Origin of the sequence: Dysosmobacter sp. Marseille-Q4140, assembly GCA_018228705.1 — a bacterium.
Classification (GTDB): domain Bacteria; phylum Bacillota; class Clostridia; order Oscillospirales; family Oscillospiraceae; genus Oscillibacter.
The window spans coordinates 2,720,733-2,745,186 of sequence record CP073694.1; the positions used below are offsets into that span (position 1 = coordinate 2,720,733).

Below are 24,454 nucleotides of genomic sequence, written 5' to 3' on the forward strand. Positions count from 1 at the left end.
AAAATCCATATGGAAGAACTCCTTTCCTCTCCGCCGGGGACCGGCGGTATAGTGGGATCAGCCGCTTGCCATCAGTATACCCCACTTTGACGCTTTGCGCAACTGAAATCCCAACTTGTTTACAGTTCGTTTTCTTCCCAGCGCATGGACCGCTCCACTGCCCGGCGCCAGCGGCGGTAATCGGCGTCGCAGGCGGCCTCGTCCCGCCGGGGCAGGAACACGTGCTGGCTGCGGCGCAGCCCCTCCAGCTGGCTGAGGTCGCTCCACACCCCGGCGGCCAGGCCCGCCAGCGCCGCCGCACCGAAGGCGGTGGTCTCCACCTGGTCCGGCCGGTCCACCGGCAGCCGCAGCAGGTCCGCCTGGGTCTGCATCATGATGTCGCTGACGCTGGCGCCGCCGTCCACCCGCAGCGTGGTGATGGGGCAGGGGGCGTCGGCGTTCATGGCCCGGACCAGGTCCGTCACCTGGAAGGCGATGGCGTCCAGCACCGCCCGGGCGATGTGGGCCCGGGTGGAGCCCCGGGTGAGGCCCACGATGGTGCCCCGGGCGTACATGTCCCAGTAGGGGGCGCCAAGGCCCGTGAAGGCCGGCACCAGCACCACGCCGCCGGCGTCCGGCACGCTCTCTGCCAGCCGGTCGCACTCCGGGGCGGAGGCGATGATCCCCAGCTCGTCCCGGAGCCACTGGATGGCGCTGCCGGCGTTGAACACGCTGCCCTCCAGGGCGTACGTGGTCTTTCCTCCCACGGTCCAGGCGGCGGAGGTCACCAGTCCCGCCCGGGAGACCACCGGCTCCGCCCCCACGTTCATCAGCGTGAAGCAGCCGGTGCCGTAGGTGTTCTTGGCCTGGCCGGGGGCGAAGCACCCCTGGCCGAACAGGGCGGCCGCCTGGTCTCCGGCGCTGCCGCAGATGGGGATGCCCGCCAGGTCCTCCAGACCCGGCAGACCCGGCGCCACGGTGCCGTAGATCTCACTGTTGGAGCAGGGACGGGGCAGCAGCGCCATGGGGATCTCCAGAGCGCGGCAGAGGTCCTCGTCCCACTGGAGGGTGTGGATGTTGAAGAGCATGGTGCGGGAGGCGTTGGAGTGGTCCGTCACGTGGGCCTTGCCGCCGGTCAGGTTCCAGATCAGCCAGCTGTCCACGGTGCCGGCGCACAGCTCTCCCCGCTCCGCCCGCTCCCGGACGCCGGGCACGTTGTCCAGGATCCAGCGGATCTTGGTGCCGGAGAAGTAGGCGTCGATCAGAAGGCCCGTCTTTTCCCGCACCGTCTCCCCCAGGCCCCGGGCGCTTAGCTGGTCGCACAGAGGCGCCGTCCGGCGGCACTGCCAGACGATGGCATTGTATACCGGGGTGCCGGTACGGCGGTCCCAGAGGATGGTGGTCTCCCGCTGATTGGTGATGCCGATGGCGGAGATGGCCTTGGGGTCGATGTGGGCGGTGTCCACCGCCTCCGTCAGGGCCCGGACGGTGGTGGTCCAGATCTCCATGGGATCGTGCTCCACCCAGCCGGGCCGGGGGTAGATCTGGCGGAAGGGGTGCTGGGCCCGGGCGGCGATCTCGCCGCTGCGGCGGAACAAAATGGCCCGGGAACTGGTGGTCCCCTGGTCCAGGGCAATGACAAAGGGCTCCATGGCGTCAGCCTCCTCTGGTGTAAATCGCCGGGGCGTGGTAAAATAGGGGCAGGAGAGCGCAGAATGGGAGAGCGGCCCGGCCGTTTTCCCCAGTATATCACAAGGAGGTCCGGTTTTCCATGGAGAGATACGAATTTACCTTCCCCTCTGCAGACGGTGTCACCGCCATCCACGCGGTGGAGTGGGTGCCGGAGGGCCCGGTCCGGGCGGTGCTGGTGGTGTCCCACGGTGTGGCAGAGTATATCCTGCGGTACAGGGGGCTGGCGGAGTACCTGACGGAGCGGGGCTTCGCCGTGGCGGGCCACGACCATCTGGGCCACGGCACCTCCGTGGCGGAGGGCCGTCCCCGGCTGTACTTCGGGAAGAAGGGCAGCTGGAACGATGTGGTGGCGGACCTGTATGAGCGGCGGCAGCTGGCGGGGCGGCGGTTCCCCGGCGTGCCGGTGTTTCTGATGGGCCACTCCATGGGCTCCTTCCTGGCCAGGACGTACCTGATCCGCTATCCCGGCACGGTCCAGGGAGCCATCCTCATGGGCACGGGCCAGATGCCCCCGGCCCTGGTGGCGGCAGGCCGGGCCATTGCCGCCCGGGAGATCCGCAAGGTGGGGGAGGACCACTCCAGCCCCGTGGTGATGCAGCTGGCCTTCGGCGCCTACAACAAGCGCTTCGCCCCCAACCGCACGGGCTTCGACTGGCTGAGTCTGGATCCGGGCAATGTGGACCGCTACCTGGCGGACCCCCTGTGCGGGGGAGACCCCACTGTGGGGCTGTTCCGGGAGATGCTCTCCGGCATCGCCTTCATCAGCAAGCAGGCCAACCTGAAAAAGATGAATCTCAACACCCCGGTCCTTTTTATCTCCGGGGCGGAAGACCCGGTGGGCGACTGTAGTAAGGGCGTGGAGCGGGCCGCCGCCTCTTTCCGGCGTGCCGGTGTTCGGGATGTGACGGTGAAGCTGTACCCCCAGCTGCGCCACGAGATCCTCCAGGAGGCGGAGGCGCCCCAGGTCTGTGAGGACCTGTACCAATGGCTCTGCGGCAAGCTGCCGGAGGCGTGATATGATCATTTTGGAGACGGAGCGCTTGCGGCTGCGGGAGCTGACGGCGGAGGACCGCCCGGCCCTGTGCGCCATTTTGCAGGATGCGGAGGTGATGTACGCCTACGCTCACGCCTTCTCCGACCGGGAAGTGGACGACTGGCTCCAAAACCAGCTGGATCGCTACCGCCGGGACGGCTTTGGGCTATGGGCCGTGGTGCGAAAGTCCGACGGCGCCGTCATCGGCCAGTGCGGCCTCACCTGGCAGCAGTGGGGAGAGCGCCGGGTTTTAGAGGTGGGATACCTCTTCCGCCGCGCCGCCTGGCACCAGGGCTATGCAGCGGAGGCCGCCCGGGCCTGCCGGGATTACGCCTTCTTGGTCCTGGGGGCGGCGGAGGTATTCTCCATCATCCGGGATAACAATGGGCCCTCCCGCCGGGTGGCGGAGCGCAACGGCATGGCGGTCCGGGGCGGCCTTGTGAAGCACTATTACGACCTGGAGATGCCCCATGTGGTGTACAGCGTCCGCCGGGAGGAGATCTAGGCGGCCGCCCCCAGCCGCAGGCACTCCGGGTCCCCGGTCTGCCGCAGCAGCGCGGCGGAGACCACGCCGTCGGCGGTGGTCACCAGCAGCAGGACATAGGTGAGCCAGGGCGGCATGGCCGCCAGCGCCGGCGCCAGCAGGGCCTGGAGCGGCGACAGGGCCGCCGCGGTCAGAAAGCCCCAGGCCAGGGTGAAGGGCAGGCATACCCGCCCACGGAGGTTCCAGCGCACCTGGGAGTAGTCCCAGAACCGGACTCCCAGCAGCCGGTCGTACAGCAGGTGGACCACATATTCCACCGCCGTGGCGGTCAGCGCCCCCCACAGGGCCAAGGACCAAAAGGTGCCGGTGAGGCCCGGCGGCAGCGCCAGCACGGCCAGGGCTCCCAGGCCGTACACCGGGCACAGGGGCAGCAGCAAAAAACACTTCCTGGTCTGCCGGGGCGACGCCGTGGCGGCGGCATAGCCCTTTTCCAGCAGATACCCCAGGAAGCTGTATGTCCAGAACACCCACAGCCAGTATCCCACGCACATTCCTCCGTTTCTCCCCGTCAGTGTTCCCGGAAGGGAGCGCTTCATACCCCCATTGCGCGGCGGGGCGCGGGGTGATATAATCGCATCAGCATGATGGAAGGGAGGCGGTCCCATGGCGGACACCTGGGAGGGCCTGCGGCAGGAGTGCCTGGCCTGTCAGGGCTGCGCCCTGGCCCAGACGCGGACCAATGTGGTCTTTGGCGACGGCGCCACCGACGCCAAGATCCTGCTGGTGGGAGAGGGCCCCGGCCAGCACGAGGACGAGCAGGGCGTGCCCTTCGTAGGCAAGGCCGGCATGCTGCTGGACGATATGCTGGAGATCATCGGCCTGGACCGCACCAAGGTCTATATCGCCAACATCGTCAAGTGCCGCCCGCCGGGCAACCGGGACCCGCTGAACGTGGAGCAGGACGCCTGCATCGGCTTTCTCCGGCGGCAGACGGCCCTGCTGCGGCCCAAGATCCTCATCTGCCTGGGCCGCATCGCCGCCAAGGCCATCATCGACGAGAACTTCCGCATCACCAGCCAGCACGGCCAGTGGTTCACCCGGGGCGGCGTCCAGATGACCGCTATCTACCACCCGGCGGCCCTGCTGCGGGATGTGAACAAGCGGCCGGAGACCTTCGAGGACCTCAAGAGCATCCAGGCCAAGGTCCGGGAGCTGTTCGGCCCCGACGGTCCGTAAAGCACACGGGGAGGCGCCGCCTCCCCGCTGTTTTTGAGTTAATGTAAACCATAAAAAGAAATATGGTTGACAATAGGCGGCACCCATGGTATACTGCCCAGCAGAATAGACGAACAGGGGGCAGAAAATATGGCAGATACGACGGCTGTAAAGGGCAAATGGAGAACGGTGGACCTGGCCTATACGGCGCTGTTCGCCGTGCTGATGACGGTGTGCGCCTGGATCAGTGTGCCGCTGCCGGTGCCCTTCACCCTTCAGACCTTCGCCATCTGCGCGGCCATGGGGGTCCTGGGCGGCCGCCGGAGCACCTGGGCGGTGGCAGTGTACCTGCTGCTGGGGGCCGTGGGCCTTCCGGTGTTCTCCGGTTTCCGTGGCGGCCTGGGTGCGCTGCTGGGCACCACCGGCGGGTATATTCTGGGTTTTCTGGCCATGCCCCTGGTATACTGGCTGGTGACCGACCTGCTGGGCGAGCGTCTGGCGGTGTCGGCGGCGGCCATGGTGCTGGGCCTGGCGGTGTGCTACGCCTTCGGCACAGCCTGGTTCGTGGTGCTCTACACCCGCTCCAGCGGCCCCATCACCGTGGGAGCGGCCCTGGGGATGTGCGTGCTCCCCTTTGTGATCCCGGACCTTGTGAAGATGGCTTTGGCCCTGACCCTGTCCCGCCGGCTGCGGGATCGGCTGAAGTAACAAAAGGACGGCGCCGGACCCGGTCCGGCGCCGCTTTTTATGCGTTTTATAATTGTAATCCCCGGCGGGATGTGATATGGTGGTCCGTGGAAATTTTCGGAATATGGGGGAGAAAACGATGAAAACGCGGATCACTGCCTTTTTGAAAGGGGAGGCGGTACTGTGTGTGGCGGCGGTGTGCGCCGTGATCACCATGGCGCTGGTGCCGCCGGACGGGGCGTATATCGGCTACATCGACCTGCGGGTGCTGTGCCTGCTGCTGTGCCTGATGGCGGTGGTGGCGGGGGTCCAGTCCTGCGGGGCCTTCCAGTATCTGGCGGAGCAGATGCTGCTGCGGCGTCCGGGCCCCAGGGCCCTGGGGATCATCCTGGTGCTTCTGCCCTTTTTCGTGTCCATGGCGGTGACCAACGACGTGGCGCTGATCACCTTCGTGCCCTTCACGCTGCTGCTTTTGGAGCAGCTGGGCTGCCGCCGGGCGGCGGTGCCGCTGCTGGTGCTCCAGACCGTGGCGGCCAACCTGGGCAGCATGGCCACGCCGGTGGGCAATCCCCAGAATCTGTTTTTATACGCCGCCTATGAGCTGACGCCGGGGGACTTTTTCCCGGTGGTGCTGCCCCTGACGGGCATTGCCCTGGTGTGCCTGGCAGCCGCCGCGGCGCCGGTGCTGCCCAAAGCGCTGCCCGCGCCGGAGCTCACCGGCCAGGCCCTGCGCAATCCCCGGAAGCTGGCGCTGTACGGTGTGCTGTTCGTGCTGTGCCTGCTGACGGTGTTCCGCGTCCTGCCCTACGGCATTTTGACGGTGATCGTGGTGGCGGCCCTGGCCCTGGCGGAGCCGGTGCTGCTGAAAAAGCTGGACTACGGCCTGCTTGCCACCTTCGTGTGCTTTTTCATCGTCTCCGGCAACCTGGGCCGCCTGCCGGCGGTCCATGACCTGCTCCAGTCCCTGCTGGAGCGGTCCACGCTGCTGACCGGCGTCCTCACCAGCCAGATCATCAGCAACGTGCCGGCGGCGGTGCTGCTGTCCGGGTTTACGGACAACTGGCGGGACCTGCTGCTGGGGGTGGACATCGGCGGCCTGGGCACGCCCATCGCCTCCCTGGCCAGCCTCATCACGCTGAAGCTGTATCTGCGGTCCCGGGAGGCCCGGCCGGGCCGGTTCCTGGCGGTGTTCACCCTGGCCAACGCAGCGGGCCTTGTGATCCTGCTGGCCGCGGCGGCGGTGCTGTTCCGCTGAAAAGTGCAAAAACGAGGACGCGTTATGCGCGTCCTCGTTTTTTGATTTATTGGTGCTTGTTGCGGATCGCGTCCCGGTGGGTGCCGTCTGCGAGGTCGATGTAGCGGACGAAGAGGGACACCTTGTTATCCTCATTCAGAGCCGCCCACAGCTCGTCGGCCAGGGCCTCCGGGTCCGGGGCCGTCAGGGCCACCCGCACCGGCTCCCCCTCGAAGGAGGGCAGGGGCTCGCCGTCGCCCTTGTAGGTGTGGATGAAGCGGCCCTCTCCGGCCAGGGGATGGTCATAGGTGTAGAAGAACCGCTGGCAGCAGCTGGGGTCCCCGTCGGCGGATTTCAGAATGGACAGCTTGAAGCTGCCGTCGGGGGACAGCAGGCCGGAGATGCGGGGGGTGTAGTTGGGCGCGTCCGGCTCAAAGGTCCGGGTGTGCAGGGCGGAGGCGAAGGTCCGGCCCGCCAGCAGCCCGTCCCGGACGGTGTCGGTCTGGTCGCCGTTGGTGACCACCAGCCCCCGGCCCACTTTCCGGACGGGGTGGTAGATGATGAGGCTGGGGTCCGTCATTTTGGAGGGGTCGAAGGCCTGGGTGCGGATGCCGTCCTCCGTGGGGACGAACACCCGGTTCCGGGAGTTGGCACTGCGGCCCATGATGAAGTAGGCCGCCACGGCGTACCGGCCGTCGGCGCTGCGGCCCAGCAGGATGCCCCGGCCGGGGTAGGCGTTGGCTTTCAGGAGCTGGGAGAGGTTCTGGATGTCCATGGGTGGTTCTCCTTATCTCAAAAGTTTTTTTCGTTCCCGGTAATCCGGCAGATACCGCTCCAGCAGGGCGTAGAAGGCCGGGCCGTGGTTTTTGACCTTGATGTGGCACAGCTCGTGGACCACCACCAGGTCAATGGTGCTCTCCGGGCAGTTCATCAGAAAGCAGGAAAAGCAGAGGCTGTTTTTGCCGCTGCAGCTGCCGTACCGCTTCCGGGCGGAGGTGATCTTCAACCCCGTGGGCGTCACGCCCATCCGCCGGGCCCAGAGGGCCACTTTTTCCGGCAGCGCGGCCCGGGCCCTGTCCTTCAGGGCCGCGATCTCCTCCGCCGTGGGCTCCGGCGGGAGCGGGGCGGACCGACGCTTTTCCAGATGCCGGGCGATCCAGGCCTCATGCCGGGACAAAAAGCCGTCGATGGCCGCCTGGGACAGCCGCCGGGGCGCGCGGACCAGCACCCGGCCGTCCCGGGTGATCTCCACCGCCAGGGTCCGGCGGTCTGAGCGGATCAATTCGTAGATTTCCATGGAAAGACCATAGCACAGATGGGGAAAAAAGGCAAGTGGGGCGGGGGACAGGCGGGGCGGTCAGAGGGGTTGGTCGTCTTTTTTTGCTCTGTCAGAGGTCAAACGGGGCAGGGTATGAAGCGTTGGCCCCGTATCCCGCAAATACATTTCTTCACATTTCTGCTGTCCCTCTTCTAAAATCCGTATGGCTTTTTCCGTGTCACGCATCAAAGATAGATACATCGCTTTCCAATCAGGCATAGCGCTCTCCCCTTATACGATATCTAATGTATACATTATATGTATTATAGCATAGGTATGTAAAGAGTGAATTTACATATTATCTAATTAGCACATTAGATAATGGAGAGACAATATGATTCACTTTAACGTTCAAGCAGTCCTGGACGCGAGGGGAAAGAGCCGGTACTGGCTTTGGAAGCAAACGGGGATGAGCTATCAAAACCTGGTCCGCCTCCTGGAGAATAAGACGAAAGGTGTCCGCCTGGAAACAGTGGAGATCCTATGTCAGGTCTTGGAATGTACGCCCAGCGACCTTTTCCTGATCGACCCGGACCTTCCGGAGGGGAGTGCGGTGACCGCTCTTCCGGCACCCGGCGAGGCAGAGGACGCGGAAGGACGGCGCTGACTGCCCCGGCATCATAAAAAAGGAGACCCGTTCGGGTCTCCTTTTTTGCCGCTTCGTCGTACTCTTTTATGCCAAGAAGCCCTTGAGGATGCAGTCCTCGGCCTCCTCCTCGGTCAGGCCCAGGGTCTCCAGCTTCAAAAGCTGGTCCCCGGCGATCTTGCCGATGGCGGCCTCGTGGATCAGCTGGGCCTCGGTGCAGTTGGCGGTGATCTCCGGAATGGAGCGGATCTTGGCCTCGCCCATGATGATGGAGTCGCACTGGACATGGCCGAAGCACTTGGCGTCGCCCACCACCCGGGGGTAGAACACCTGGGAGGAGTGGTCCTGGGCCACGGACCGGGAGATCACCCGGCACTTGGCGTCCTCACCCTCCAGGTCGATCTCCATGTTGCTCTCGGCCACCTGGTCGCCGTGGGTCAGCAGCCGCTCGGTGATGACCGCCTCGCTGCCGGCGGCGCAGACGATCTTGGTGTCCCGCTTGGTGGAGTCCACGCCCCGGATCTGGACCGTGTCCATCTGAATGGAGGCGCCCTCCTCCAGATATACGATGGTCTGGGGGTTGAAGACCTTGCCGCCCTTGCCGTCGCCCTCGCCGTAGTGCTTCTCGCTGTAATGGACCCTGGAGTTTTTGCCCACGTGGAAGGTGTGGATGCCGTCGTGGCGGGACTCCTGGTCGCCGCAGTTGTGGATGCCGCAGCCGGCCACGATCTCCACGTCGCAGTTCTCCCCGATGTAGAAATCGTTGTACACCGTCTCCTGGATGCCGGGCTGGGTGATGATGACGGGGATGTGGCACGTCTCGCCCACGGTGCCGTCCAGCACGCGGATATCGATGCCGCTCTTTCCGTCGGTCCGGTTGTCGATCTTGATGTGCTCCGTGGACTCCCGGCCGTCGCAGCCGCAGTCCTTGCGGATGTTGAACGCGCCCACGGGCTTGCCCAGCAGGTCCGCGATCTTCTCCAGAAGCTCCCGGTCCACCTGTGTATCCATCATCTCAAAACACCTTCTTTCGTGAGAACAGGGCACCCGGACAGGGTGTCCGACAGGATCTGGGGCAGGATCTCCTCCGGCGTGCCCCGGTGGCGCAGCTCGCCGTCGCCCACCACGATGACCTCGTCGGCCAGGGAGATGATTCGCTCCTGGTGGGAAATGATGATCATGGTGGCGGTGCCGGCGGCGTGGATCTGCTCAAAGGTCTCCGTCAGCCGGGCGAAGGACCACAGGTCGATGCCCGCCTCCGGCTCGTCGAAGATCATCAGCTGGCTGCCCCGGGCCAGGATGGTGGCGATCTCGATGCGCTTGACCTCGCCGCCGGAGAGGGACACGTCCACCTCCCGGTCCAGATAGTCGTTGGCGCACAGGCCCACCTTGGTCAGGTACTGGCAGCACTGGTCCTTGGTCAGCTTCTGGCTGCCCGCCGCCACGTTGAGCAGCTTGCGGACGGTGATGCCCTTGAAGCGGGGGGGCTGCTGGAAGCCGTAGCTGATGCCCAGCCGCGCCCGCTCCGTGATGCCCAGGTCCGTGATGTCCTGGCCGTTCCAGAGGATCCGGCCGGAGGTGGGCTTCACCAGGCCCATGATGATCTTGGCCAGAGTGGTCTTACCGCCGCCGTTGGGGCCGGTAAAGACCACCAGTTTGTGGTCGTCCAGAGTCAGGGAGATATCCCGGAGGATGCCCAGCTCCTCCTCACCTTCCCGGACGGTGTAGCTGATATGTTTCAGTTCCAGCATCGTTTGGAACCTCCTTTGCTGGCGTATATGGTCGTAACTACTCTAGTTTACCAGAAGGAATTGGAAAAAGCAACGCGGGGCCGCTTTTTTCCAAGGCTATTTTAACCCGGGGAGGGAATTTGTATGGGTTGCATTTGCAACAGTCACCAAATGTTTTCCCGCGCATATGCTAAAGGGAAAAGGAGGGACCTCTATGGAACAGAATCTACATACCCCTGCGTCTTACGACTACCGGCAGTACGACCGGGTGTGGCAGCGGGTGGCGCCGGGACTGGAACCCTACCCGGATATGAAGGAGACGGAAAAGCGCCTGGCGGAGCTGCGGACGGCCCAGGGTCCGGCGGTGCCCGCCATGGAGAGCACGCCCCTTCCGGAAGTGCCGGAGGGGCAGCTGCCCGGCGCGGAGCCGGACCCCTGCTGCATGGGCACCGCCGCGGAGGAGCTGCTGGAGGTGCTGGAGGGCTTTATTGAGGTGGAGCTGGCGGACCGGCGGCACTATCTGGCCCTCAGCCGGCAGGCTCCGGCCTTTGCCCGGCAGCAGGTCCGCCAGCTGGCGGAGGAGGCGGGCTGCGCCGCAAGGCAGCTGATGGCGGCCTGTTATCTCATCACCGGGGAGTGCTACCGGCCTGCGGTGGAGTGCGGCCGGATCTGCCTGGGCCGCTGGTGTGCGGCGGTGCGGGAGCGGTATCACGCCGAAGCCTGCAACGGTATGAACTACCTGCGGGCGGCGGAGAGCACCACGGCCCCCTGCCTGGAGCGATTGCTGACGGAGCTGGGGGAGGCGTCCTACCGGCAGGCGGACGCCCTGCTGTGCCTGCTGCAAAAGAGCCTGTGAGGGGCAGAGAGGGTGGGGACCGTCCAAAGCGGCCTCCACCCTCTTTTCCTGCGGAGAAAAGTGTGGTATACTAAATGCCGAATTTTCAGATCCAACGGGAGGAACGGCATGTTTACCGGATTTACCGACGAGACCGTGGACTTCATGTGGGGCATCCGCTTCAACAATGAGAAGCCCTGGTTCGAGGCCCACAAGGAGACGTATCTCCGCAGCTTCTACCAGCCCATGCGGGCCCTGGGGGAGGAGCTGCGGGACTTTTTGGCGGACAGGCGCCCGGAGTACGGGCTCATCGCCAAGACCACCCGCATCTATCGGGACGCCCGGCGGCTCCACGGCCGGGGCCCCTACAAGGACCACCTGTGGTTCTGCGTGGAGCAGCCCTCGGAGCAATGGACCGCCCGGCCCACCTTCTGGTTCGAGCTGGGGCCGGAGGACTGGACCTACGGCATGGGGTACTATATGCCCCGTCCCCTGACCATGGCCAAGCTCCGCGCCCGGATCGACCGGGACCCCAAAACCATGGAGGCGCTGACCCGGAAGCTGGCACGGCAGACGGAGTTCGCACTGGAGACGGAGGACTACAAGCGCCCCCGCTCCGCGGCGCCCTCGCCGTTGCTGGAGCCCTGGTACCGGATGAAGAGCTTTTCCATCTGCCATGAGGAGAAGCTGACGGAGGAGCTGTTCTCCCGGGCCATCGCGGAGCGGCTGAAGGAGGGGTATGGGTTTTTGCTGCCCTACTACGATTACTTCGTTACCCTGGAGGGGGACCCGGACCCCAGGGAGCTGTGAGGCGGGGTTGCAAAGCCGGGAAAAAGCGGCTATACTGACAAAAAATGATTGGGAAAAAGGAGCGGATCACCATGAGAGCATGTCCTGACCGGGCGGCGGCCCTGGCGCTGCTGCGCAAGTACAACCAAGAGCATTTCCATATCCAGCACGCCCTGACGGTGGAGGCCGTCATGCGCTGGTACGCCGAGAACCTGGGCCACGGGGACGAGGCGGACTTCTGGGCCACGGTGGGACTGCTCCACGACGTGGACTTTGAGCAGTGGCCGGAGGAGCACTGCAAGAAGGCCCCGGAGCTGCTCTCGGAGATCGGCTGCGGCGAGGACTTTGTCCACGCGGTGTGCAGCCACGGCTACGGCCTGTGCTCCGATGTGGAGCCCACGGAGGAGATGGAGAAGGTCCTCTTCGCCGCCGACGAGCTGACGGGGCTCATCGGCGCCGCGGCGCTGATGCGGCCCAGCAAGAGCTGCCAGGACATGGAGGTCAGCTCCCTGAAAAAGAAGTTCAAGGACAAGAAGTTCGCCGCCGGCTGCTCCCGGGACGTGATCCGGGAGGGCGCCGAGCGGTTGGGCTGGCCCCTGGAGGAGCTGATGGACAAGACCCTTCAGGCCATGCGCGCCAGCGAGGAAGCCATCGCCGACGCCATGAAGGCCCTGTAAAAACTGTGAAAAAGCCGCCCGGCACAGCCGGGCGGCTTTTTTGCTGCAGGGGCTCAGCGGAACAGCTTCACCGCGCACCACACCAGGGCCAGGGCCATGCAGGTGTTGATGACCCGGGCGTGGGTGGAGAACAGCTGCCGCAGCAGCGAGCCGAAGGCGGACCAGCACAGGGTGAAGGAGAAGCCGATCACCGCCAGCAGCAGGGCGAACAGCAGCAGCGCCACGGGCTGTCCGGCGTACACCGGCAGCACGTAGCCCTCCATGGCCACGATGCAGTAAATGTAGATCTTGGGGTTGATGAACTGGAGCAGGAAGCCGGAGAGGAAGCCGCTGTGGACGGCGGCGGTATCCGCCACGCCGCTGCGGCGCCAGGTCCGCCAGGCCAGGTACAGCAGATACGCCGCACCGATCACCAGCATGGGCTTCTTCACCACCGGCAGCATGGCGGACAGGGTGCTGCACAGCAGGGTGCACAGGACCATCACCAGGGAGAACCCGGCCAGGATGCCGAAGTTGAAGGGCAGGGCCCGGCGGAAGCCCAGCTGGGTGCCGTTGGACATGGACATCAGGGTGTTGGGGCCTGGGGTGGACGTGGTGACCACGGCGTAGGTGAGAAAGGGGAACCAGGAGAACATGGCGGGCGACCTCCCGTTTGTTGAAAATTCTTAACGCCGTCTTTATGCGACAGACGCTTTTTTCATCATACGCATCGCTTCCGTATTTTGTCAAGAGCTGTCGCCGGATTTGAACAAAAAAATCTCCCGGGCCGGAAGGCCCGGGAGATGAGCACGCATTGCACGCGGTCTTACTCCATGGAGATGATATAGTAGTACACGGGCTGACCGCCGGAGAGCACGGCCACCTCGGCCTGGGGGCAGCGTTCCTCGAAGAGCTTGCCGGCCGCCTGGGCGTCATCCTCAGACACGTCCTCGCCGAAGTAGAGGGAGATGAAGGAGGCGCCCTTTTCCACAGCCTCCGCCGCCAGCCGCTCCAGCAGGGCGTTGAGATCGCTGTCGGTGCCGAAGAGGCGGCCCTCCTCCAGGGCCAGGTAGTCGCCCTCCTTGATGTCGAAGCCGTCGAAGTCGGAGTTCCGGGCGGCGTAGGTGATCTGGGCGGTGGTGACGGTGGCGAGGGCCTCCGTCATGGCCTGGGTGATGGATTCGGCGTCCGGGGCCTCGAAGTCCACGTTCATCATGGCGGTGATGCCCTGGGGCACGGTCTTGGTGGGGATCACCACCACGTTCTTCTCCGTCAGGGCGGCGCACTGCTGGGCGGCCATGATGATGTTGGAGTTGTTGGGCAGGATGAACACCGTCTCGGCAGGGATTTTCTCCACGCCCTCCAGGATGCTCTCGGTGGAGGGGTTCATGGTCTGACCGCCGGAGACCACGCCGTCGGCGCCCAGGTCCTGGAACACCGCGGCAAGGCCGTCGCCGGCGCACACCGCCAGGAAGCCATAGGGCTTCTCCGGCTCCGCGGGAGCGGCGGGCGCGCAGCCCTCGCCGGCCTCCAGCTCCGCCTCCACGGCCTCCAGATCGTCGGTGCTCTGGGCCTCCCGGCCCTGGGCCAGGGCCTCGGCCTGGGTGCGCATGTTCTCGATCTTGGCCAGCTCCAGGGTGCCGTACTTCTGAGACTCGGTCAGGGCGCTGCCTGGGATGTTGGTGTGGACGTGGACCTTGAAGGACTCGTCGTCCTCGCCGATGACCAGGCTGTCGCCGATGCTGTTGAGGTAGGTCCGCAGGGGCTCCAGAGAGATGTCCGGGGACGCCTTGCGGACGATGAACACGGTGTCGAAGGCGAAGGTGATCTCCTCCGCCGCCATGTAGGCGAAGTCGGCCTTCTCCTTGGTCTCCTCGCTCTCCTCCGTCTGCTCCGGCATGGGCTCGCCCCGCAGCTCGGAGAGCATGCCCTCCAGGATCAGCAGGTAGCCCTTGCCGCCGGCGTCCACCACGCCGGCCTTTTTCAGCACGGGGTTCATCTCCACCGTCTGAGCCAGGGCGTCATAGCCCTCCCGAATGGCCTCTTCCAGCACCTTTTCCACATCCTTTTCCTCCGCCGCCACATCCACGGCCCGTTTCGCCGCCAGACGGGAGACCGTGAGGACGGTGCCCTCGGCGGGCTTCATGACGGCCTTGTATGCGGAGGACACGCCCTCCTGCATGGCGGCGGCGAAGCTGGCCGCATCGGCGGATTCCCGGCCCTTGAGGCTCTTGGAGAGGCCCCGGAACAGCAGGGACAGAATGACACCGGAGTTGCCCCGGGCACCCCGCAGCAGGGCGGAGGCAGTGATGGAAGCAGCCTGGTCCACCGAGGAGGGGGAGGATTTGCGCAGCTCCGTCACGGCGGCGCCGATGGTCATGGACATATTGGTTCCGGTGTCCCCGTCGGGCACCGGGAAAACGTTCAGGTCATTGATGGCCTGCTTTTGCGCGGTGATGGCGGCGGCGCCGTGGAGCACCATCTGCTTGAACAGCGCGCCGGTGATCAGTTCGTTCATTCCTCTCGTTCCTCCCTCACAGGGTCATGGAGTCGACGCACACGTCCACTGCCTTGACGGGCACGCCGGTGTTCTTGGTGACGACGTAGCGGACCTCGTTCATGATGGAACGGCACACCGCGGGGAGATTGACGCCGTTCTCCACGATGATGTGGAGCTCGATGGAGATGGAGTTGTCGTCGTGATAGGTGATGCTGACGCCCTTGCTCATGGCCTCCCGGCGCAGCAGATGGACCAGACCGTCGGTCATGGAGCGGTATGCCATGCCCTTGACGCCGTAGCAGTTGGTAGCCGCCATGCCGGTGATGTTGGAGAACACGGCGCTGCTGACGGAGATCTCACCTTGTTCAGAATGGAATTGAATCATGAGAACGTCCTTTCTTTCCCCTTAAGTGGCGGAGAAGGATGGCCCGCCCCGAAACGGAGCCGGGCGTCCGTATTTTTGGAACTTTATTATATACGATTCAGCCGCAAAGTACAAGTATAAAAAAGAGATGACGGACCTTCCGGCGGATTTCTATTGAAATGAGAGAGAGTTTGCCGTAAAATAGACTTCTGACTACAAAGGATTTCCCGCTTCAGCGGGGAGGAGGTGCACTGCCGTGGAAAAGAGAGGGCCGCTGTGCGTGTTGGCCTGCTATGTGCTGTGGGGCGTGATGCCGGCGTTTTGGAAGCTGCTGGCGGATGTGGACTCTCTGTACGTCCTGGCCACCCGGATCGTGTGGTCCATGGTGCTCACCGGCGGCGCGCTGCTCTGGCGCAGGGACCGGCTGGCAGGCGTGCGGGCGGTGCTGCGGGAAAAGCGGGAGTGGCTGCTGCTGGCGGCGGCGGGGTGCGCCATCACCGTCAACTGGGGTGTCTACATCTGGGCGGCGGGTCACGGCCACATGCTGGATGCCAGCCTGGCCTATTATATGAACCCCATCCTGGCCATTTTGCTGGGAACGGTGGTGTTCCGGGAGAAGCTGACGGCCCTGCAATGGCTGGCGGCGGCGGTGACGCTGACGGGCCTGGTGATCGCGGTGGTCCGCTGGGGCCAGCTGCCCTGGATCGCCCTGGTGGTGGGCGGCAGCTTCGCGGTCTACGGGGCGCTGAAAAAGAAGGTAAAGTCCGATGCGGCGGTATCCACCTTCATGGAGACGCTGACGGTGTCACCCCTGGCGCTGATCGCCATTTTCTGGATGGACGCCCGGGGCGCCGGCGCCGTGGGGGTGCTGGAGGGCTGGCAGTGGCTGCTGCTGCCGGCATCCGGTGCGGTGACCACTGTGCCGCTGCTGTTCTACGCCGCCGGGATGAAGACCACACCTATGAGTCTGTCCGGTATTTTAATGTATATCAACCCCACGCTGCAGCTGCTGCTGTCGGTGCTGCTGTACCGGGAGGCGTTCACCGCCACTCACGCTATTTTGTTCGGCTTCGTTTGGACGGGTCTGGTGCTGTATCTGGCCGCCGGGGCCCTGGAGCGGCGCCGCCATCGGAAGGAGGATGTCCCATGCGCGTGATCACCGGCTCCGCCCGGGGCCGCCGGCTCAAGGAGCTGGAGGGGATGGAGACCCGTCCCACCACGGACCGGGTGAAGGAGGGATTGTTCAGCGCCCTGCAATTCGACATCGAGGGGCGGCGGGTCCTGGATCTGTTCGCCGGTACGGGTCAGCTGGGCATCGAGTGTCTCAGCCGCGGTGCGGCCTCCGCCGTGTTCGTGGAGCGGCGTCCGGACGCGGTGCAGCTGATCCGGGACAACCTGCGGACCACGGAGCTCCAGGACCGGGCCCGGGTGGTGGCCGGGGAGGCCATGGCCTTTCTGGAGGGCCGGGAGAAGTTCGATCTGGTGTTCCTGGACCCGCCCTATCAGTCCGGACTGCTGGAACAGGCCCTGGACACCCTGACAAGGTTTGACATTCTCAACCCACATGGTATAATTGTGGCGGAACACCCGGCGGACCGGCGCCTGCCGCCGCTGCCGCCGCCCTACCGCCTCCGGCGTACGTACCGGTACGGCAAGATCGCCGTCAGTCTGTACCGCCGGGAGCCAGACCAAGAGAACGAGGAACAACGCCCATGAGAACAGCCGTCTGCTCCGGCAGCTTTGATCCCATCACCCTGGGCCACCTGGACCTGATCCGGCGCTCCGCCGCCTGCTTTGACAAGGTCTGGGTCTGCGTCAGCCCCAATGCCGAGAAGAAAAACCAGATGTTCACCCCCGAGGAAAAGCTGCGGCTGGTCCGCGCCGCCGTGGCGGAGCTGCCCAATGTGGAGGCGGAGCTGTGGCCGGGCCTGCTGGCGGACTACGCCGTGGACCGGGGCGCCGCCGTCATCGTGCGGGGTGTGCGCAACACCTCTGATTTTGATGTGGAGTATCAGCTGGCCCTGATTAACCGCGGGCTCTACCCCCAGCTGGAGACCATGCTGCTGCCGGCCAGTCCGGCCTACCAGCACTTCAGCTCCTCCATGGCCCGGGAGATGATCCGCTACCGCCAGCCTCTGGAGCGGTATCTGCCCGCCTCCATCATCCCCCTGGTGCAGGAAATGATCGATAAGAAAGGATGAGCCACATGGCCAATGACGTCAATCGCCTGATCGATATGATCTACGAGCGGATCGAGGATGCCAAGGCGCCGCCCCTGAAGCCCCACCTGAGCATGGTGGACCGGGACGAGCTGCTGGACCTGCTGGACGAGCTGCGGGCACAGCTGCCGGTGGAGATCAAGCGGGCCCAGGAGCTGCTCACCGCCCGGGAGAAGTTCGTGGAGGAGGCCAAGCGGGACGTGGACCGCATGATGCGCCAGGCCGAGCTGGACGCCAAGGCCAAGGTCTCTGACAGCGAGGTGCTCTACGCTGCCAAGGAGAAGGCCCGACAGATCGTGGCCAAGGCCGAGGACCGCTCCCGCCAGCTCTATCAGGTGGCCAATGAGTACGCCGAGGACGCCCTGGCCCGCACGGAGGAGGCCGTCCGGGCCGCTTTGGAGGAGGTTCAGCAGTCCCGCGTCCGCTTCCGCAGCGCCTCCGCCGCCAAAATGCAGGAGCAGCGGGAAAAGCTGGAGGGCCGCGCTCCTGAGCAGGAGGAGACGGGCGGCTGAGCCAGGTCGACCATAATCCTGAAAATTTTGTAAAAAACGACGAAGGTTTTCTTGAAACTTTTTTCTTAAAACCTAGATTTTGCGGCGATCTTCTAAAAAGGCGTCCGCAGGCACAACATCTTGTGCCTGCGGACGCCTTTAATTTTACGTAAACTTCCAAACGCTCGTCGAACACCTGTTTCAAATGAGGCTTTTTAGGCCAAAAATAGGAAAAAACAACGGGTTTGCTGGGATTTCCGTCGGAAAAAACTGCTTGCAATCCCCGCTTTTTTCGCTTATACTCAAACCATGTGGTGGGGAAAAGTGGGTAATTAGTGTGCCCTTGTGCCAAAGAGGCGCAGACCCCGCCCAAAAAACGGGGAAAAGGGGGGCGGCCGCCGTGGCAAGACTGCTGGGAAAGTCCAACAACAGCATCGATTCCAAGGGCCGCCTGGTCATCCCTGCCTCCATGCGGGAGGCGCTGGGAGACACCTTCTTCATCACCATCGGCGCCGAGCACTGCCTGAGTATTTATCCCCAGGCCAAGTGGGAGCAGATGTCCGAGGATACCGACGACCTCTCTTACAGCGAGGTCCGGGCCCTGACGCTGCTGTACGCCAACGCCGTCCAGTGTGAGCCGGACGCCCAGGGCCGGGTGCTGATCCCCGCCAATCTCCGCAAGCACGCGGGACTGAAAAAGACCGCCACCATCGTGGGCCTCAACTCCTTCGCGGAGATCTGGGACGAGGCCGCCTGGACCGAGCGGGAGCAGCGGATGCTGGAGAGCGAGGACATGGCCGCCGCCATGGACGCCCTGGTCCGCAGCCGCCGCAGCCGCGGGTGACGCGGTATGGAATACACCCACAAGCCGGTGCTGCTGGCACCGTGTATCGAAGCACTGCGTATCCGACCCGACGGGGTCTATGTGGACGGTACGCTGGGGCGCGCTGGGCACTCCATGGAGATCGCCCGAAGGCTTACCACCGGCCGCCTCATCTGTATCGACCGGGATATGGCGGCCATTGACGCGGCCAAGGAGCGTCTGGCGCCGTACCTGGACCGGGTGACGCTGGTCCACAGCAACTTTTCGGAGCTGGGCGGCGTCCTGCGCGAGGCAGGCGTCGCCGGCGCCGACGGAATGCTGTTCGATCTGGGCGTCTCCTCCCCGCAGCTGGACGACGGGGCCCGGGGCTTTTCCTACATGCAGGACGCCCCGCTGGATATGCGGATGGACACCTCCGCCCCCCTGACCGCCTATGAGGTGGTGAACACCTGGAGCGGCGAGGAGCTGCGGCGGATCCTGTGGGAGTATGGCGAGGAGCGCTACGCCCCCGCCATTGCAAGAGCCATCGTCCGGGCCCGGGAGACCGCGCCCGTCGCCACCACGCTGGAGCTGGTGGAGATCATCAAGAGCGCCATGCCGCCGGCGGCGCTGCGGGAGAAGCAGCACCCGGCCAAGCGCAGCTTCCAGGCCATCCGCATCGCCGTCAACGGCGAGCTGGACGCCCTGCCGCCCATGCTCCAATCGGCGGTGGACGGGCTCAATCCCGGCGGACGGCTGGCGGTGATCACCTTCCACTCCCTGGAGGACCGCATCGTCAAGCAGACCCTGCGGGATCTGGCCAAGGGCTGCACCTGTCCGCCGGAGTTCCCGGTGTGCGTGTGCGGCAACAAACCCAAAATCCGTCTGGTGACCCGCAAGCCCATTGTGGCCGACGGGGCCGAGCTGGCGGACAACCCCCGCGCCCGCAGCGCCAAGCTGCGCGTGGCGGAGAAATGCGACCCATTCGATCTTTGACCGGGGACGAGCCCCGTCTGTGTGTGAAGAGCTGGGAGAGGAGGAGCTGCCGTGGCATCTGCGGCCCGTGAATTGCGCTATAACAGCCGGAATGCCGTCTATGGCGATCTGGCCTATAATCTGGACCTGGAAGTCCGGGAGCGTGCCCTCCGTCATGCCGGCGAGACGCCGCGGCATCAGACAGCCGCCCAGGCGGCGGAAAAGCCCCAGGTCCGCAGGATTGCTCAGACCCGTGTCCGTCAGCGGCAGCATCTGTCCCTTCTGTCCGTGGTGGGCTTCGGCGCCGTGGCGGCGCTGGCGGTGCTGGTGCTGATGAGCTACATCCAGCTCACCGCCCTGTCGGCAGACATGGTGTCCCTCCAGAGCCAGCTGAGCCAGCTGAAAACGGAGAATGTCTCCCTGACCGCTCAGCATGAGGAGATGTTCGACCTGGATACCGTGAAGGAGGCGGCGGAGGCCGTCGGCATGAGCAAGCCCAGCAACAGCCAGATCTACTATGTGGACCTGTCCGACGGGGACAGCGCGGTGGTCTACCAGCAGGAGGAGCCGGGCGTCCTCAGCCGCCTGCTGACGTCCCTGAACCACGGGATCTATGCCGTGGTGGAATATTTCGATTGAGCCGCGCACTATAATGGATCAGTCAGTGAGGAGTAAGAAGGCGGACTTCTTACTCCTTGCTTTGGTATTGCGGACCGGCGGAGCAGCCGCCGGAGCGGGAGGAGACCGTTTCTATGGCACATTCACCCAGAAGAAAAAGCGACGCTGCCCGGCGGGCCAATCAGGTCATCCGGGGCCGTACCATGTTGATCATGGTGCTGCTGGGCGTGGCGGCCTTTGTGGTGCTGTTTTTCAAGCTCTATGACATCCAGATCAATCAGCACGAGACCCTCCGGGCCACCGCCATCAACCAGCAGACCGACAGCACCGTCATCAGCGCCTCCCGGGGTACCATTTACGACACCAACGGCAACGTGCTGGCGGTTTCCGCCACGGCGGAGACCATCTTTCTCTCGCCCCTGGACATCGACGCCTTTGTGACAGCCCAGGAGGATGCCATCAAGGAGGCCGCCGAGAAGGCTGCCGAAGACGGTGTGAGCTACACGGCGCCGGCGGTGCTGGACCAGTCCTACATCGCCCGGGGACTCAGCCGGATCCTGGGAGTGGACGAATCCACGCTGCTGGAGAAGATGGAGGACGTGAAGTCCCAGTACAAGGTGGTGGCCGAGAAGGCGGAGCAGGACGTGGCCGACGAGGTCCGCCGCTTCATCAACGGCGAGATCGACGACGAGGGCAACCAGCTGACCACCGTCAACGACGACGGCAAGACCGTCCTCATCTCCAATCCCACCCAGAGCCCCACCAAGCTGCGGGGCATCTACCTGCGCTCGGACACCAAACGGTACTATCCCTACGGGACCCTGGCCTCCAACGTCATCGGCTTCATCAACGCCGACAACGTGGGTGCCTACGGGCTGGAGGCCAAGTACGACAGCGTCCTCCAGGGCACCACCGGCCTGACGGTCACCGCCAAGGACAACTATAACCAGCCCTTGCTGTTCCAGTACGAGCAGTATTACGACGCCGAGGACGGCGGCGACCTGGTGCTGACGTTGGACCGCAACATCCAGTATTATCTGGAAAAGGGCCTGGAGAGCATGATCGCCAAGTTCGATCCTGCCAACGGCGCCACCGGCATCGTCATGGACCCCCTGGATGGGGCCGTATTGGCCATGGCCTCTTATCCCAACTACGATCTGAACAGCTACAGCACCATCTATGACCAGACCCTTCAGGAGAATCTGGACGCTACGCTGGCGGAGCTGGAGAGCAAACGCGATACCTACGCCGACGAGGATGCCTACAAGGCGGCTGTGTCTGACGCCAAGATTTCCGCCCAGTACAAACAATGGCGCAACAAGTGCTATCAGGACACCTACGAGCCCGGCTCCACCTTCAAGCCCGTGACACTGGCCACGGCCCTGGAGGAAGGACTGGTGAGCCTGTCCAGCACCTTCACCTGCACCGGATCCACCCGTGTGGAGGGCTGGTATAAGCCCATCTACTGCTCCAACCACAGCGGCCATGGGGTCCAGACCCTGAAGGAGGCCACCGGAAACTCCTGCAACCCGGCCTTCATCTCCATGGGTTTGAAGATCGGCACCAAGACTTATTACGAGTACCTCAAGTCTTTCGGCTTCATGGAGTCCACCGGCGTGGACCTGCCCGCCGAGATCGAGACGGGCCTCTTCGCCAGTGAAAAGACCTTCAACACCGGCGTGGTGTCCCTGGCCTCCTATTCTTTCGGCCAGACCTTCAACATCTCGCCTCTGCAGCTGATCCGGGCCCAGTCCGCCTGCATCAACGGCGGCTATCTCTACACGCCCTACGTGGTAAAGCAGATCCTGGACCAGGACGGCAACGTCATCCAGCAGCATCAGGCCACGCCCACCCGCCAGGTGATCAGCGAGGAGACCTCCGCCACGGTGCGGGAGTGCCTGGAGTACGTGGTGGCCAGCGGCGGCGGCCGCAACGGCCAGGTGGCCGGCTACCGTATCGGCGGCAAGACCGGCACCGCCGACAAGACCGGTACCAACGACGTGGTGGTCTCCTTTATGTGCTTTGCCCCGGCGAACGATCCTCAGGTCATCATGCTGCTGACCATGGACACCCCCAGCCGTACCACCGGCACCGCCGTGTTCGGCGGTACCATGGTGGCCCCCATTGCCAGCTCCATCATGAGCGATATTCTGCCGTACCTGGGCGTGGAGCCGGAGTATAGCGCCGATGAACTGGTGGGCGCCGACGCCTCCGTGCCCAATGTGGTTGGCAAGGCGGCCTCCGCTGCCAAGGAGACGCTGGAGAAGGCAGGCTTTTCCTGCCGCACTGTGGGAGACGGCGACACCGTCACCGATCAGACCCCGGCCGGCGGCGCCATCGTTCCCAACAACGCCACTATCATTTTGTATCTGGGCCAGGAGAAGCCGGACGATCCCTGCACCGTGCCCAATGTCATCGGCAAGTCCGCCTCCGAGGCCAACAAGGCCATTGCCAATGCGGGACTCATCATGAAGGTGGCCGGCGCCACCTCCACCAGCTCCGGCAATGTCCACGCCATCTCCCAGGACATCGCCGCCGGCACGGAGGTGGATGCGGGCACCGTGGTCACCGTTCAGTTCGGCGACAATTCCGTGCTGGACTGAGGGGCAGTTTCTGCATATTTTTTGGCACTTTCCGCCGTATACAATCCAAAACACACTGTCTATAATGGATGCGGCAGCCCCGGCTTCACCCGGCGGGGCGCCGAAACGAGAGAGAAGGGGCGCTGCATCATGAAACTCAGAGAGCTATTGAAGGACATTCCGGTCCTCTCCGCCGCGGCAGACCTGGATCTGGAGATCCCCAACGTCAGCTACGACTCCCGCGCCACAAAGCCCGGCGACCTGTTTGTGGCCATGCGGGGCTTTGCCGTGGACGGCCACGCCTTCATCGGGAAGGCGGCCGCCGCCGGTGCCGCCGCGGTGGTCTGTGAGGAGCCCCCGGCGGACGGGGCCATCCCCTATGTCCAGGTGGAGAACTCCCGCCGGAGCCTGGCGGTGATCGGCGCCAACTTCTTCGGTCACCCGGCCGCGTCCATGACCATGGCAGCCGTCACCGGCACCAACGGCAAGACCAGCACCACCTACCTCCTCAAGGCCATTCTGGAGCAGGAGGCCGGGGCCAAGGTGGGGCTGATCGGCACCAACCAGAACATGATCGGCGCGGAGGTGATCCCCACGGAGCGCACCACGCCGGAGTCCTTCGAGGTCCAGCGGCTCTTCGCCCAGATGCGGGACGTCGGCTGCACCCACGTGGTCATGGAGGTCTCCTCCCACGCCCTGGCCCTGGACCGGGTCTACGGGGTGCATTACGACGTGGGTGTGTTCACCAACCTGACTCAGGACCACCTGGATTTCCACAAGACCATGGAGGCCTACTGCGACGCCAAGGCCATCTTGTTCCGGCACTGCGCCGTGGGTGTGGTCAACGCCGACGACCCCTGGACCGGACGGCTGACGGCGGAGGCCACCTGCCGCCTCGTCACCTACGCCGAGAAGGCCCCGGCGGACCTGCGGGCGGAGAACATCGTCCTGGGGGCCGAGGGCATCGCCTTCGACGCCGTGACGAAAACGGAGCGCGTCCCCATTTCCGTTGGCATTCCCGGCGGATTTATGGTATATAATACGCTGGATGTGCTGGGAGCGGCCCTGGCTCTGGGGATCCCCCTGGAGAAGAGCGCCGACGCTCTCAGCCGGGTGCCCCACGTGAAGGGGCGTGTGGAGGTGGTCCCCACCCCCGGCAAGGACTACACCATCCTCATCGACTACGCCCACAGCCCCGACGGTCTTGAAAACGTCCTCACTGCCGTGAAGGGCTTCGCCAAGGGCCGCACCGTGGCCCTGTTCGGCTGCGGCGGCGACCGGGATCGGACCAAGCGGCCCAAGATGGGAAAGATCGCCGCGGACATCGCCGACTTCGTGGTGGTGACCTCCGACAATCCCCGGACCGAGAAGCCCGGCGACATCATCGCCGACATCCTGCCGGGTCTGGAGGGCAGCGACACGCCCCACGTGGTCATCGAGGACCGGATCGAGGCCATCCACTGGATCATGGACCACGCTCTGCCCGGCGATGTGATCGCCCTGTGCGGCAAGGGCCACGAGACCTACCAGGAGATCAACCATGTGAAGCATCACATGGATGAGCGGGAGATCGTGGCGGAGTACCTGCAAAAGGCCTGAGCGCCGGGAGTCCGGCGTCAAGCGTTTTGCCGGAGGCAAACCCTTGAAATCGGCCGAATTCACTTC

General features: G+C 64.5%; 28 protein-coding genes. 18 read left to right on the top strand and 10 right to left on the bottom strand.

All coding sequences use genetic code 11. The features are described from left to right. Window positions 1–119 precede the first annotated feature (119 nt). On the bottom strand, window positions 120–1,631 hold the full coding sequence (gene glpK, locus KFE19_13415) for a glycerol kinase GlpK (GenBank protein ID QUO37368.1): 1,512 nt from the start codon (window positions 1,629–1,631) through the stop codon (window positions 120–122). Between the two features lie 119 nt (window positions 1,632–1,750). Here glpK and KFE19_13420 point away from each other — a divergent pair, with 119 nt between their 5' ends. Further along, complete coding sequence (locus tag KFE19_13420) at window positions 1,751–2,686, top strand: lysophospholipase (protein QUO37369.1); 936 nt, start codon at window positions 1,751–1,753, stop codon at window positions 2,684–2,686. A gap of 1 nt (window position 2,687) precedes the next feature. Continuing rightward, window positions 2,688–3,209, top strand: coding sequence for a GNAT family N-acetyltransferase (locus KFE19_13425; protein ID QUO37370.1), 522 nt, complete (start codon window positions 2,688–2,690; stop codon window positions 3,207–3,209). Here KFE19_13425 and KFE19_13430 read toward each other — a convergent pair. After that, the gene (locus KFE19_13430) at window positions 3,206–3,733 is read right to left on the bottom strand and encodes a putative ABC transporter permease (protein ID QUO37371.1); all 528 of its coding nucleotides are present in this window, start codon (window positions 3,731–3,733) and stop codon (window positions 3,206–3,208) included. The genes KFE19_13425 and KFE19_13430 overlap by 4 nt on opposite strands. Window positions 3,734–3,851: 118 nt before the next feature. Here KFE19_13430 and KFE19_13435 point away from each other — a divergent pair, with 118 nt between their 5' ends. From KFE19_13435 to KFE19_13445, 3 genes are all read left to right on the top strand, one after another. Continuing rightward, window positions 3,852–4,424 (top strand): uracil-DNA glycosylase, encoded by a 573-nt coding sequence (locus tag KFE19_13435; GenBank protein QUO37372.1) that lies wholly within the window; start codon window positions 3,852–3,854, stop codon window positions 4,422–4,424. A 129-nt stretch (window positions 4,425–4,553) separates the two neighbouring features. Continuing rightward, on the top strand, window positions 4,554–5,111 hold the full coding sequence (locus tag KFE19_13440) for a biotin transporter BioY (protein QUO37373.1): 558 nt from the start codon (window positions 4,554–4,556) through the stop codon (window positions 5,109–5,111). 118 nt (window positions 5,112–5,229) lie between these two features. Continuing rightward, window positions 5,230–6,345, top strand: coding sequence for an anion permease (locus tag KFE19_13445; GenBank protein QUO37374.1), 1,116 nt, complete (start codon window positions 5,230–5,232; stop codon window positions 6,343–6,345). 46 nt (window positions 6,346–6,391) lie between these two features. On the opposite strand, the gene KFE19_13450 is transcribed toward KFE19_13445, so the two are convergent. Genes KFE19_13450 through KFE19_13460 form a run of 3 tightly spaced genes read right to left on the bottom strand, consistent with a single transcriptional unit; the run spans window position 6,392 to window position 7,861 of the window. Beyond that, a complete protein-coding gene (locus tag KFE19_13450; protein ID QUO37375.1) occupies window positions 6,392–7,099 on the bottom strand; it encodes an IMP cyclohydrolase in 708 nt (235 codons plus the stop codon). A gap of 12 nt (window positions 7,100–7,111) precedes the next feature. Continuing rightward, complete coding sequence (locus tag KFE19_13455) at window positions 7,112–7,621, bottom strand: M48 family metallopeptidase (GenBank protein QUO37376.1); 510 nt, start codon at window positions 7,619–7,621, stop codon at window positions 7,112–7,114. A gap of 60 nt (window positions 7,622–7,681) precedes the next feature. After that, window positions 7,682–7,861 (bottom strand): hypothetical protein, encoded by a 180-nt coding sequence (locus tag KFE19_13460; protein ID QUO37377.1) that lies wholly within the window; start codon window positions 7,859–7,861, stop codon window positions 7,682–7,684. Between the two features lie 115 nt (window positions 7,862–7,976). On the opposite strand from KFE19_13460, the gene KFE19_13465 reads away from it, so the two are divergent. Continuing rightward, entirely contained in the window at window positions 7,977–8,249 is a 273-nt protein-coding gene (locus KFE19_13465) for a helix-turn-helix transcriptional regulator (protein ID QUO37378.1), read from the top strand. A gap of 66 nt (window positions 8,250–8,315) precedes the next feature. Here KFE19_13465 and KFE19_13470 read toward each other — a convergent pair whose 3' ends face one another. After that, window positions 8,316–9,239 carry a SufD family Fe-S cluster assembly protein gene (locus tag KFE19_13470; GenBank protein ID QUO39637.1) on the bottom strand — a complete coding sequence of 308 codons (924 nt, stop codon included), beginning with the start codon at window positions 9,237–9,239 and terminating at the stop codon, window positions 8,316–8,318. Then, a complete protein-coding gene (locus KFE19_13475) occupies window positions 9,239–9,979 on the bottom strand; it encodes an ATP-binding cassette domain-containing protein (protein ID QUO37379.1) in 741 nt (246 codons plus the stop codon). Before KFE19_13475 ends, KFE19_13470 begins: the two co-directional genes overlap by 1 nt. A 193-nt stretch (window positions 9,980–10,172) precedes the next feature. Here KFE19_13475 and KFE19_13480 point away from each other — a divergent pair, with 193 nt between their 5' ends. The 3 genes from KFE19_13480 (at window position 10,173) to KFE19_13490 (ending at window position 12,259) form a co-directional block, all read left to right on the top strand. Further along, on the top strand, window positions 10,173–10,814 hold the full coding sequence (locus KFE19_13480; GenBank protein QUO37380.1) for a ferritin-like domain-containing protein: 642 nt from the start codon (window positions 10,173–10,175) through the stop codon (window positions 10,812–10,814). A 108-nt stretch (window positions 10,815–10,922) separates the two neighbouring features. Then, on the top strand, window positions 10,923–11,603 hold the full coding sequence (locus tag KFE19_13485) for a DUF2461 domain-containing protein (GenBank protein ID QUO37381.1): 681 nt from the start codon (window positions 10,923–10,925) through the stop codon (window positions 11,601–11,603). Between the two features lie 71 nt (window positions 11,604–11,674). Next, window positions 11,675–12,259, top strand: a complete 585-nt coding sequence (locus KFE19_13490) for a hydrolase (GenBank protein QUO39638.1) — start codon at window positions 11,675–11,677, stop codon at window positions 12,257–12,259. Window positions 12,260–12,312: 53 nt separating this feature from the next. Here the strand turns inward: KFE19_13490 and KFE19_13495 are convergent, their stop codons facing one another. From KFE19_13495 to KFE19_13505, 3 genes are all read right to left on the bottom strand, one after another. Beyond that, entirely contained in the window at window positions 12,313–12,894 is a 582-nt protein-coding gene (locus KFE19_13495) for a LysE family transporter (GenBank protein QUO37382.1), read from the bottom strand. A gap of 170 nt (window positions 12,895–13,064) precedes the next feature. Then, entirely contained in the window at window positions 13,065–14,756 is a 1,692-nt protein-coding gene (locus KFE19_13500) for a DAK2 domain-containing protein (GenBank protein ID QUO37383.1), read from the bottom strand. A 16-nt stretch (window positions 14,757–14,772) separates the two neighbouring features. Then, window positions 14,773–15,123 carry an Asp23/Gls24 family envelope stress response protein gene (locus KFE19_13505; GenBank protein ID QUO37384.1) on the bottom strand — a complete coding sequence of 117 codons (351 nt, stop codon included), beginning with the start codon at window positions 15,121–15,123 and terminating at the stop codon, window positions 14,773–14,775. Window positions 15,124–15,358: 235 nt separating this feature from the next. Here KFE19_13505 and rarD point away from each other — a divergent pair, with 235 nt between their 5' ends. The 9 genes from rarD (at window position 15,359) to KFE19_13550 (ending at window position 24,388) form a co-directional block, all read left to right on the top strand. After that, entirely contained in the window at window positions 15,359–16,258 is a 900-nt protein-coding gene (gene rarD, locus KFE19_13510) for an EamA family transporter RarD (GenBank protein QUO37385.1), read from the top strand. After that, window positions 16,249–16,818, top strand: a complete 570-nt coding sequence (gene rsmD, locus KFE19_13515) for a 16S rRNA (guanine(966)-N(2))-methyltransferase RsmD (GenBank protein QUO37386.1) — start codon at window positions 16,249–16,251, stop codon at window positions 16,816–16,818. Before rarD ends, rsmD begins: the two co-directional genes overlap by 10 nt. Continuing rightward, complete coding sequence (coaD, locus tag KFE19_13520) at window positions 16,815–17,303, top strand: pantetheine-phosphate adenylyltransferase (protein ID QUO37387.1); 489 nt, start codon at window positions 16,815–16,817, stop codon at window positions 17,301–17,303. Before rsmD ends, coaD begins: the two co-directional genes overlap by 4 nt. A 5-nt stretch (window positions 17,304–17,308) precedes the next feature. Next, on the top strand, window positions 17,309–17,833 hold the full coding sequence (locus KFE19_13525) for a hypothetical protein (GenBank protein ID QUO37388.1): 525 nt from the start codon (window positions 17,309–17,311) through the stop codon (window positions 17,831–17,833). A gap of 379 nt (window positions 17,834–18,212) precedes the next feature. Next, on the top strand, window positions 18,213–18,656 hold the full coding sequence (gene mraZ / locus KFE19_13530) for a division/cell wall cluster transcriptional repressor MraZ (GenBank protein QUO37389.1): 444 nt from the start codon (window positions 18,213–18,215) through the stop codon (window positions 18,654–18,656). A gap of 6 nt (window positions 18,657–18,662) precedes the next feature. Further along, window positions 18,663–19,610: a 16S rRNA (cytosine(1402)-N(4))-methyltransferase RsmH gene (gene rsmH / locus KFE19_13535; protein ID QUO37390.1), complete on the top strand. Its 948-nt coding sequence runs from the start codon at window positions 18,663–18,665 to the stop codon at window positions 19,608–19,610. 51 nt (window positions 19,611–19,661) lie between these two features. Further along, window positions 19,662–20,228 carry a hypothetical protein gene (locus KFE19_13540; GenBank protein ID QUO37391.1) on the top strand — a complete coding sequence of 189 codons (567 nt, stop codon included), beginning with the start codon at window positions 19,662–19,664 and terminating at the stop codon, window positions 20,226–20,228. Window positions 20,229–20,341: 113 nt separating this feature from the next. Then, window positions 20,342–22,810 carry a PASTA domain-containing protein gene (locus KFE19_13545; protein QUO37392.1) on the top strand — a complete coding sequence of 823 codons (2,469 nt, stop codon included), beginning with the start codon at window positions 20,342–20,344 and terminating at the stop codon, window positions 22,808–22,810. Window positions 22,811–22,939: 129 nt separating this feature from the next. Continuing rightward, window positions 22,940–24,388, top strand: coding sequence for a UDP-N-acetylmuramoyl-L-alanyl-D-glutamate--2,6-diaminopimelate ligase (locus KFE19_13550; protein QUO37393.1), 1,449 nt, complete (start codon window positions 22,940–22,942; stop codon window positions 24,386–24,388). Window positions 24,389–24,454 lie beyond the last annotated feature (66 nt).

What these genes read in the sequence shown, in the direction of transcription:
- glpK (QUO37368.1), bottom strand. Translation starts at nt 1,631, where the DNA reads ATGGAGCCCTTTGTCATTGCCCTGGACCAGGGGACCACCAGTTCCCGG.
- KFE19_13420 (QUO37369.1), top strand. Translation starts at nt 1,751, where the DNA reads ATGGAGAGATACGAATTTACCTTCCCCTCTGCAGACGGTGTCACCGCC.
- KFE19_13425 (QUO37370.1), top strand. Translation starts at nt 2,688, where the DNA reads ATGATCATTTTGGAGACGGAGCGCTTGCGGCTGCGGGAGCTGACGGCG.
- KFE19_13435 (QUO37372.1), top strand. Translation starts at nt 3,852, where the DNA reads ATGGCGGACACCTGGGAGGGCCTGCGGCAGGAGTGCCTGGCCTGTCAG.
- KFE19_13440 (QUO37373.1), top strand. Translation starts at nt 4,554, where the DNA reads ATGGCAGATACGACGGCTGTAAAGGGCAAATGGAGAACGGTGGACCTG.
- KFE19_13445 (QUO37374.1), top strand. Translation starts at nt 5,230, where the DNA reads ATGAAAACGCGGATCACTGCCTTTTTGAAAGGGGAGGCGGTACTGTGT.
- KFE19_13450 (QUO37375.1), bottom strand. Translation starts at nt 7,099, where the DNA reads ATGGACATCCAGAACCTCTCCCAGCTCCTGAAAGCCAACGCCTACCCC.
- KFE19_13455 (QUO37376.1), bottom strand. Translation starts at nt 7,621, where the DNA reads ATGGAAATCTACGAATTGATCCGCTCAGACCGCCGGACCCTGGCGGTG.
- KFE19_13460 (QUO37377.1), bottom strand. Translation starts at nt 7,861, where the DNA reads ATGCCTGATTGGAAAGCGATGTATCTATCTTTGATGCGTGACACGGAA.
- KFE19_13465 (QUO37378.1), top strand. Translation starts at nt 7,977, where the DNA reads ATGATTCACTTTAACGTTCAAGCAGTCCTGGACGCGAGGGGAAAGAGC.
- KFE19_13470 (QUO39637.1), bottom strand. Translation starts at nt 9,239, where the DNA reads ATGGATACACAGGTGGACCGGGAGCTTCTGGAGAAGATCGCGGACCTG.
- KFE19_13475 (QUO37379.1), bottom strand. Translation starts at nt 9,979, where the DNA reads ATGCTGGAACTGAAACATATCAGCTACACCGTCCGGGAAGGTGAGGAG.
- KFE19_13480 (QUO37380.1), top strand. Translation starts at nt 10,173, where the DNA reads ATGGAACAGAATCTACATACCCCTGCGTCTTACGACTACCGGCAGTAC.
- KFE19_13485 (QUO37381.1), top strand. Translation starts at nt 10,923, where the DNA reads ATGTTTACCGGATTTACCGACGAGACCGTGGACTTCATGTGGGGCATC.
- KFE19_13490 (QUO39638.1), top strand. Translation starts at nt 11,675, where the DNA reads ATGAGAGCATGTCCTGACCGGGCGGCGGCCCTGGCGCTGCTGCGCAAG.
- KFE19_13495 (QUO37382.1), bottom strand. Translation starts at nt 12,894, where the DNA reads ATGTTCTCCTGGTTCCCCTTTCTCACCTACGCCGTGGTCACCACGTCC.
- KFE19_13500 (QUO37383.1), bottom strand. Translation starts at nt 14,756, where the DNA reads ATGAACGAACTGATCACCGGCGCGCTGTTCAAGCAGATGGTGCTCCAC.
- KFE19_13505 (QUO37384.1), bottom strand. Translation starts at nt 15,123, where the DNA reads ATGATTCAATTCCATTCTGAACAAGGTGAGATCTCCGTCAGCAGCGCC.
- rsmD (QUO37386.1), top strand. Translation starts at nt 16,249, where the DNA reads ATGCGCGTGATCACCGGCTCCGCCCGGGGCCGCCGGCTCAAGGAGCTG.
- coaD (QUO37387.1), top strand. Translation starts at nt 16,815, where the DNA reads ATGAGAACAGCCGTCTGCTCCGGCAGCTTTGATCCCATCACCCTGGGC.
- KFE19_13525 (QUO37388.1), top strand. Translation starts at nt 17,309, where the DNA reads ATGGCCAATGACGTCAATCGCCTGATCGATATGATCTACGAGCGGATC.
- rsmH (QUO37390.1), top strand. Translation starts at nt 18,663, where the DNA reads ATGGAATACACCCACAAGCCGGTGCTGCTGGCACCGTGTATCGAAGCA.
- KFE19_13545 (QUO37392.1), top strand. Translation starts at nt 20,342, where the DNA reads ATGGCACATTCACCCAGAAGAAAAAGCGACGCTGCCCGGCGGGCCAAT.
- KFE19_13550 (QUO37393.1), top strand. Translation starts at nt 22,940, where the DNA reads ATGAAACTCAGAGAGCTATTGAAGGACATTCCGGTCCTCTCCGCCGCG.